10 protein-coding genes and 2 pseudogenes are annotated in these 7,042 nt (G+C 57.8%); 7 read left to right on the plus strand and 5 right to left on the minus strand.

The genetic code is table 11. The features are described 5' to 3' along the window. The 3 genes and pseudogenes from CWE21_RS13210 to merR form a co-directional block, all read right to left on the minus strand. Positions 1 to 665 (minus strand): annotated as a pseudogene (locus tag CWE21_RS13210) (ISL3-like element ISPpu12 family transposase); the annotation flags it as partial. Positions 666 to 686: 21 nt separating this feature from the next. Continuing rightward, complete coding sequence (gene lspA, locus CWE21_RS13215) at positions 687 to 1,160, minus strand: signal peptidase II (RefSeq protein WP_126834900.1); 474 nt, start codon at positions 1,158 to 1,160, stop codon at positions 687 to 689. A 36-nt stretch (positions 1,161 to 1,196) separates the two neighbouring features. Further along, the gene (gene merR, locus CWE21_RS13220; protein ID WP_001166628.1) at positions 1,197 to 1,652 is read right to left on the minus strand and encodes an Hg(II)-responsive transcriptional regulator; all 456 of its coding nucleotides are present in this window, start codon (positions 1,650 to 1,652) and stop codon (positions 1,197 to 1,199) included. Positions 1,653 to 1,723: 71 nt separating this feature from the next. On the opposite strand from merR, the gene merT reads away from it, so the two are divergent. The 6 genes and pseudogenes from merT to CWE21_RS13610 form a co-directional block, all read left to right on the plus strand. After that, complete coding sequence (gene merT / locus CWE21_RS13225; RefSeq protein ID WP_008985551.1) at positions 1,724 to 2,089, plus strand: mercuric ion transporter MerT; 366 nt, start codon at positions 1,724 to 1,726, stop codon at positions 2,087 to 2,089. 13 nt (positions 2,090 to 2,102) lie between these two features. Beyond that, positions 2,103 to 2,381, plus strand: a complete 279-nt coding sequence (merP, locus tag CWE21_RS13230) for a mercury resistance system periplasmic binding protein MerP (protein ID WP_008950835.1) — start codon at positions 2,103 to 2,105, stop codon at positions 2,379 to 2,381. Positions 2,382 to 2,567: 186 nt separating this feature from the next. Further along, complete coding sequence (gene merA, locus CWE21_RS13235) at positions 2,568 to 4,277, plus strand: mercury(II) reductase (RefSeq protein ID WP_001157002.1); 1,710 nt, start codon at positions 2,568 to 2,570, stop codon at positions 4,275 to 4,277. Between the two features lie 17 nt (positions 4,278 to 4,294). Next, the gene (merD, locus tag CWE21_RS13240) at positions 4,295 to 4,660 is read left to right on the plus strand and encodes a mercury resistance co-regulator MerD (RefSeq protein WP_001277463.1); all 366 of its coding nucleotides are present in this window, start codon (positions 4,295 to 4,297) and stop codon (positions 4,658 to 4,660) included. Further along, positions 4,657 to 4,893, plus strand: a complete 237-nt coding sequence (merE, locus tag CWE21_RS13245; RefSeq protein WP_001087807.1) for a broad-spectrum mercury transporter MerE — start codon at positions 4,657 to 4,659, stop codon at positions 4,891 to 4,893. Before merD ends, merE begins: the two co-directional genes overlap by 4 nt. 65 nt (positions 4,894 to 4,958) lie before the next feature. Then, positions 4,959 to 5,024: pseudogene (locus CWE21_RS13610) on the plus strand (hypothetical protein); the annotation flags it as partial. Between the two features lie 50 nt (positions 5,025 to 5,074). On the opposite strand, the gene lspA (CWE21_RS13260) reads toward CWE21_RS13610, so the two are convergent. After that, complete coding sequence (gene lspA / locus CWE21_RS13260) at positions 5,075 to 5,587, minus strand: signal peptidase II (protein WP_016915550.1); 513 nt, start codon at positions 5,585 to 5,587, stop codon at positions 5,075 to 5,077. Between the two features lie 3 nt (positions 5,588 to 5,590). Next, the gene (locus tag CWE21_RS13265; protein ID WP_004574643.1) at positions 5,591 to 6,487 is read right to left on the minus strand and encodes a cation efflux transmembrane domain-containing protein; all 897 of its coding nucleotides are present in this window, start codon (positions 6,485 to 6,487) and stop codon (positions 5,591 to 5,593) included. A 95-nt stretch (positions 6,488 to 6,582) separates the two neighbouring features. Between CWE21_RS13265 and cadR the strand changes: the two genes are divergently transcribed. Beyond that, positions 6,583 to 6,990, plus strand: coding sequence for a Cd(II)/Pb(II)-responsive transcriptional regulator (gene cadR, locus CWE21_RS13270; RefSeq protein WP_004364961.1), 408 nt, complete (start codon positions 6,583 to 6,585; stop codon positions 6,988 to 6,990). Positions 6,991 to 7,042: the final 52 nt, after the last annotated feature.

Raw genomic sequence — 7,042 nt, forward strand, 5'->3', positions numbered from 1 at the left:
GCCTGGGGCAGCACAGCCTTGACCGCTGCCCGGTAGGGGTTCCACATGTCCATGCTGACGATCTCGACCTTCTGCCGGTCTTTCAGCTTCATCAGGTAGTTGGTCACCACGTCCTGGCGGCGGGTGGCCAGCAGGTCGAGCAGGGTTCGCTCCTCAATGTTGGTCAGAATGCAGCGGTAGCGCTTGTTCAGGTATAGCTCGTCAATGCCCAGGATGCGGGGCGTCTCGAAGCGGTGCCAGCGCCCCAGGAACTCGGCGCGGGCGTTGAAGATGTCGCGCACCGTCTTCTCGTCCAGGCCGGTCTGTGCCGCCACAAAGGTGTAGGGGTGGTTGAAGGATTCCTTCTCCACGTACTCATGCCGCCGCAGTGTCATACGGAATCCGTCCACCATCTCCGGTAGCTGGGGCCTGAATGTTGTCTTGCAGGCCCGGCAGGTGTATCGGCGGCGGACCACCCAGAGAGTGACCCGCTTGCCGTGGATGGGCAGATCACGATAGGGAACGTCACGCTTGCCGAACCGTACGAACTCACCCTGCACGCCGCATTCCTCGCAGGCGATGGGATCGGGCACGTCCACCTGGAAGTGCATTTCGTCGTCGGTTGATTTGCAGCCCAGTACTTGGTATTGCGGCAGGTGAAGGATGTTGTCGGGAAGTTCGGTCATGGTGTTGTATAGGCGTAGGTGTCAGTCAGATCCATCCGACTCGGCATTGGTGTTTGCTTTTTTACCCAACAAGCTGCTGGAAACGAAAAGTAAGGCACCGAGGACAATTGCAATATCAGCCAGGTTGAAGGCCGGCCAATGCCAGTCTCGCCAATAGAAATCAAAGGAATCCACAACATAGCCGCGAAAGACCCGGTCAATCAGGTTGCCCATGGCGCCACCGAGGATAAGACTGTAAGCGATGGCTTCTCCTTTATGACGATTTTCAAGGATCAGCTTGATCAGAAAAATCGAGACCACTACCGCGATTCCGATAAAAAAGTAGCGCTGCCAGCCTCCACCATTCGCAAAAAGACTGAATGCGGCACCGGTGTTCCATAGGTGCACCCAGTTAAAGAACGGGGTCACCGAAACATACTCGCCATAGGCCATTGATTGCTGCACCAGCCACTTTACAGCCTGATCAGACGCTGCCAGCAGGCCCGATATGGACAATAGGGGGTCGTCTCAGAATTCGGAAAATAAAGCACGCTAAGGCGTAGTCACCCCGTGACTCCCCCGCGCCGATGCAGCGAGCTTCGTTCCGTCTTGCAGTGACGCAATCAGCGGGCAGGAAACGTTCCCTTTCCGCGCATGGCAGGCGCACACCAGTTCAGACAGCACGGCCTCCATGCGTGCCAAGTCGGCCATCTTCTCGCGCACATCCTTGAGCTTGTGCTCGGCCAGGCCGCTGGCTTCCTCGCAATGGGTGCCATCCTCCAGCCGCAGTAGCTCGGCGATTTCGTCCAGGCTAAAGCCCAGCCGCTGGGCCGATTTCACGAACCGCACTCGTGTTACATCCGCCTCGCCATAGCGGCGAATGCTGCCATAGGGCTTGTCTGGCTCCGGCAGCAGGCCCTTGCGCTGGTAGAACCGGATGGTCTCCACATTGACCCCGGCCGCCTTGGCAAAAACGCCAATGGTCAGATTCTCAAAATTAATTTGCATATCGCTTGACTCCGTACATAACTACGGAAGTAAGCTTAAGCTATCCAAACCAAATTTGAAAGGACAAGCGTATGTCTGAACCACAAAAGTCTGAACCACAAAACGGGCGCGGCGCGCTCTTCGCCGGTGGGCTGGCCGCCATTCTTGCGTCGGCCTGCTGCCTGGGGCCGCTGGTTTTGATCGCCTTGGGATTCAGCGGCGCTTGGATGAGTAACTTGGCGGCATTGGAACCTTACCGCCCCATCTTTCTCGGTGCGGCATTGATAGCAATGTTCTTTGCCTACCGCCGCATCTTCCGGACTACGCAAGCATGCGAGCCTGGCGATGTATGCGCTGCCCCACAAGCCAAGACGTCGTACAAAGTCATCTTTTGGATTGTGGCTGCGCTAGTTGTCGTTGCACTAACGTTCCCGTATGTAATGCCCCTGTTCTACTAATTGAGGAAAAATCATGAAAAAACTGCTTACCGCTCTTGCCCTTGCCGCTACCTTCGCTGTCCCTGCCTGGGCCGCCACGCAGACGGTCACGTTGTCCGTTCCCGGAATGTCCTGCGCGACTTGCCCGATCACCGTCAAAATGGCGATTTCCAGGATTGAAGGCGTTGATAAAGTTGACGTTACCTTCGAACCACGCGAAGCGGTTGTCACCTTCGATGATACCAAGACCAGTGTGCATGAGTTGATCAAGGCGACGACGGACGTGGGCTACCCTTCTGAACTGAAGAAATAAGGCATCAAATGACGGCGGCGTCGCCAGAGCCAGATAGAGATGTTGTTCTGGCGATTCTACTGTCAGTCATTCCGTGCACAACCTGTAAATGACGTACGGAGCCTGTTCGCTGATGCGAAAAACTGATCCAGTTACCGAGGCGTTGTACGAGTCGGCTTGGGCATAACGGATGAAAGAGAGAGCAAAATGCAAGAATTAAACGAAGTTGGTCTGAGCGTGGCGGGCATGACTTGCCCAAGTTGCACAAAGCACGTTGAGGACGCGCTGCTGGCGGTTCCCGGCGTGATACGAGCGTCTGTCGATTATCCGGCGAACAGGGCGCAGGTCACGGGCAATAGGCTTGACGTATCGGCACTCGTGACGGCAGTGGGGGCACTTGGTTATCGTGCTAAGCCTGCAGACGAAGTGGAAAGCAAAAGGCGCAGTGCTGAACGGCCAGGACTTCTTGGCAGAGCCGCCCAGTGGCTGAGCGGTGACCGCGCGGTGGAGGAGCTGGCCGGTCAGTTACATGTGGCGGTTATCGGTAGCGGCGGAGCCGCTGTGGCGGCTGCGCTCAAAGCGGCGGAAAACGGTGCCCGGGTCACGCTGATCGAGCGCGGGACTATCGGCGGCACCTGCGTCAACGTGGGTTGCGTTCCCTCCAAGATCATGATTCGGGCAGCCCATATCGCTCATCTGCGCCGTGAAAGTCCTTTTGACGTGGGGCTCACTGCGACGCCGCCTGTTGTCTCGCGTGACCGTTTGCTTGTCCAGCAACAGGCGCGCGTGGACGAGCTGCGAATTGCCAAATATGAAAGCATCCTCGAAAGCAATCCGTCAATCAATCTGGTACGAGGCAGCGCCCGTTTCAAGGATGGCCACACGCTTATCGTGGAAGCTGCAGAAGGGGACTGGCACGAAGTGGCGTTTGACCGCTGTCTCATTGCTACCGGCGCGAGCGCAGCCATTCCGCCGTTGCCTGGTCTTGCAGAAACCCCCTATTGGACTTCCACCGAAGCGCTGGTTAGCGAGACCATTCCGAAACGGCTCGCAGTAATCGGTGCCTCAGTAGTAGCGCTGGAACTGGCGCAGGCGTTTGCACGGCTGGGCAGCGAAGTCACGATCCTGGCGCGGCGCACGTTGTTTGCGAGCGAGGACCCTGCCATTGGCGAGGCCGTTACAGCCGCGTTCCGTGCCGAAGGGATCAAGGTATTGGAACACACGCAAGCCAGCCAGGTCGCGCATGTTGACGGCGAATTCGTGCTGACCACCGGGTACGGTGAAATACGCGCCGACCAGCTGCTGGTCGCCACTGGCAGGGCACCGAACACGCGCAGCCTGGCATTGGAAGCGGCGGGAGTCGCTGCCAATGCGCAGGGGGCCATCGTCATCGACAAGGGCATGCGCACCAGTACGCCACACATTTATGCGGCTGGCGACTGCACCGACCAGCCTCAGTTCGTCTATGTGGCGGCAGCGGCCGGCACCCGTGCTGCGATCAACATGACTGGCGGCGATGCGGCCCTGGACCTGACCGCAATGCCGGCCGTGGTGTTCACCGACCCGCAGGTCGCCACCGTGGGCTACAGCGAGGCGGAAGCACATCACGACGGGATCGAGACCGACAGTCGCACCTTGACCTTGGACAACGTGCCGCGTGCGCTTGCCAACTTCGACACACGCGGCTTCATCAAGCTGGTCATCGAGGAAGGTAGCGGACGGCTCATCGGCGTGCAAGCGGTGGCCCCGGAAGCGGGTGAACTGATCCAGACGGCGGTGCTCGCCATTCGCAACCGTATGACCGTGCAGGAACTGGCCGACCAATTGTTCCCCTACCTGACCATGGTCGAAGGGCTGAAGCTCGCGGCGCAGACCTTCAGCAAGGACGTGAAGCAGCTTTCGTGCTGCGCCGGATGAGGAAAAGGAGGTGTTCAATGAGCGCCTACACAGTGTCCCGGCTGGCCCTTGATGCCGGGGTGAGCGTGCATATCGTGCGCGACTACCTGCTGCGCGGATTGCTACGGCCGGTCGCGTGCACCACGGGCGGCTACGGCTTGTTCGATGACACCGCGTTGCAACGGCTGCGCTTTGTACGGGCTGCCTTCGAAGCGGGTATCGGCCTGGACGCACTGGCGCGGCTGTGCCGGGCGCTGGATGCTGCGGACGGTGACGGTGCGTCTGCGCAGCTTGCCGTGTTGCGGCAACTCGTCGAGCGTCGGCGCGAGGCCCTGGCCAGCCTCGAAATGCAACTGGCCGCCATGCCAACCGAACCGGCACAGCACGCGGAGAGTCTGCCATGAACAGCCCAGAGCACTTGCCGTCTGAGACGCACAAACCGATCACCGGCTACTTGTGGGGCGCGCTGGCCGTGCTCACCTGTCCCTGCCATTTGCCGATTCTCGCCATTGTGCTAGCCGGCACGACGGCCGGCGCGTTCATCGGGGAGCACTGGGGTATTGCAGCCCTCACGCTGACCGGCTTGTTTGTCCTGTCTGTGACGCGGCTGCTGCGGGCCTTCAAGGGAAGATCATGACCGCTTCCCAGCCAGCCGAGAGTGGGCAGCTTTGAGCTTCGCTACCAATCTGGAGGAGTACCACCATGAACGCAAACGCCCCGAACACTGCCAGTTGCACCACCTGCTGCGTATGCTGCAAAGAAATTCCGCTCGATGCCGCCTTCACCCCGGAAGGCGCGGAATTGTATAGGCGTAGGTGTCAGTCAGATCCATCCGGCTCGGCATTGGTGTTTGCTTTTTTACCCAACAAGCTGCTGGAAACGAAAAGTAAGGCACCGAGGACAATTGCAATATCAGCCAGGTTGAAGGCTGGCCAATGCCAGTCTCGCCAATAGAAATCAAAGGAATCCACAACATAGCCGCGAAAGACCCGGTCAATCAGGTTGCCCATGGCGCCACCGAGGATAAGACTGTAAGCGATGGCTTCTCCTTTATGACGATTTTCAAGGATCAGCTTGATCAGAAAAATCGAGACCACTACCGCGATTCCGATAAAAAAGTAGCGCTGCCAGCCTCCACCATTCGCAAAAAGACTGAATGCGGCACCGGTATTCCATACGTGTACCCAGTTAAAGAATGAGGTCACTGAAATAGACTCGCCATATGCCATTGATTGCTGCACCAGCCACTTTACAGCCTGATCAGACGCTGCCAGCAGGCCCGATATGGACAATAGGGCATACGGCGAGAGCTTTTTGCCAATAATGAGCATTATTTAACCCTTCAACGCCAAAATGCGTCTGGCACCGTTAAGTACAATGCCCCCCGCGATGGTGCCGATAATCAGATCCGGATAATTGGAACCGGTCCACGCGACCAGGGCGCCGGCGGTGATGACCCCCAGGTTGATCACCACGTCGTTGGCCGAGAATATCCAGCTTGCCTTCATGTGCGCCCCGCCTTCCCGATGTTTGGATATGAGCAGCAGACAACTGGTATTGGCAATCAATGCGACGAATGCGATAGCCATCATCACCAGCGATTCAGGCTCACTACCGAATACAAAGCGTCTCACCACCTCTACGAGCACGCCCACAGCCAAGATCAGTTGCAGTACACCAGCAAGATGCGCGGCACGTACCTGCATTTTCACGCTATGTCCAACCGCATAAAGGGCAAGCCCGTACACCGCCGCATCGGCAAAATTGTCCAGGGATTCTCCAATCAGGCCGGTGGACTGGGCGATCAGACCGGCAGTCATTTCCACCACGAACAGAAGTGCATTGATGCCGAGCAACCAGCGCAGGGTCCCGGATTCTTGCTTAGCAGAAGCTGCCGAAAACTCGGCGGCCTTGATGGTCTCCGGATTTGCAGCGACGGTTTCCTGAAGCGAGGCGCCTAGCCCCAAGGTCTTCAGTTTCGAGGTGACGGGCTCGACCTCGCCGTCATGCACGACCTTCAGCCGGCGGTTCGACAAGTCGAAGGACAGCGCCCGAATCTCCTCAAAGCCGTTCAGGGCTAGGCGAATCATTCGTTCTTCTGATGGACAGTCCATCTTCGGCACGGCATAAACACTGACCCATCTCCCTGGCGCCTCGGAGGAGGCCTGTATATCGGTATCCGCTGCGGACGTTGCATCACCGCCACAGGCGCCACCACAGGATTTGCTCATGATACGACTCCACTTGAACAATGTTGTGGTACCATTTTAAACTATAAAGCTACTATAAGGTCAATAGAGTAAAGAATCCGTTGGGGAGGAGGCTGATGCGCATTGGTCAGTTGGCGCAGTTGGTAGGGGTCGAAACACAGACGATCCGCTTCTATGAACAGCAGGGCTTGTTGCCGCCGCCTGATCGGCAGGACAACGGTTACCGTGTCTATACCGAGAAGCATGGTGAGGGGCTGGCCTTCATCCGTCGCTGCAGAATCCTGGGCCTGTCACTGGCTGAGATTCACGAACTACAGAGCTATCAGGACGACCCTCATCAGCCTTGTACCGCCGTCAACGCCTTGCTCGATGATCACATCTCTCATGTGCGGTCGCAGATAACCGCTCTGCAAGCGCTTGAGAAACAACTCGTTTCACTGAGAGCGAGTTGCAACGATGACCGGGAAGTTGAGGCGTGTGGGGTTCTTGCTGGAATTAGCGAAGGAAACATGCACCAGCAGTAGGTGAAGCATCAACCAGATAATCCGATGAGATGCCGGTCTGTCTCACTCTCAT

The sequence above is a fragment of the Pseudidiomarina aquimaris genome (genome assembly GCF_003987395.1).
GTDB lineage: Bacteria > Pseudomonadota > Gammaproteobacteria > Enterobacterales > Alteromonadaceae > Pseudidiomarina > Pseudidiomarina aquimaris.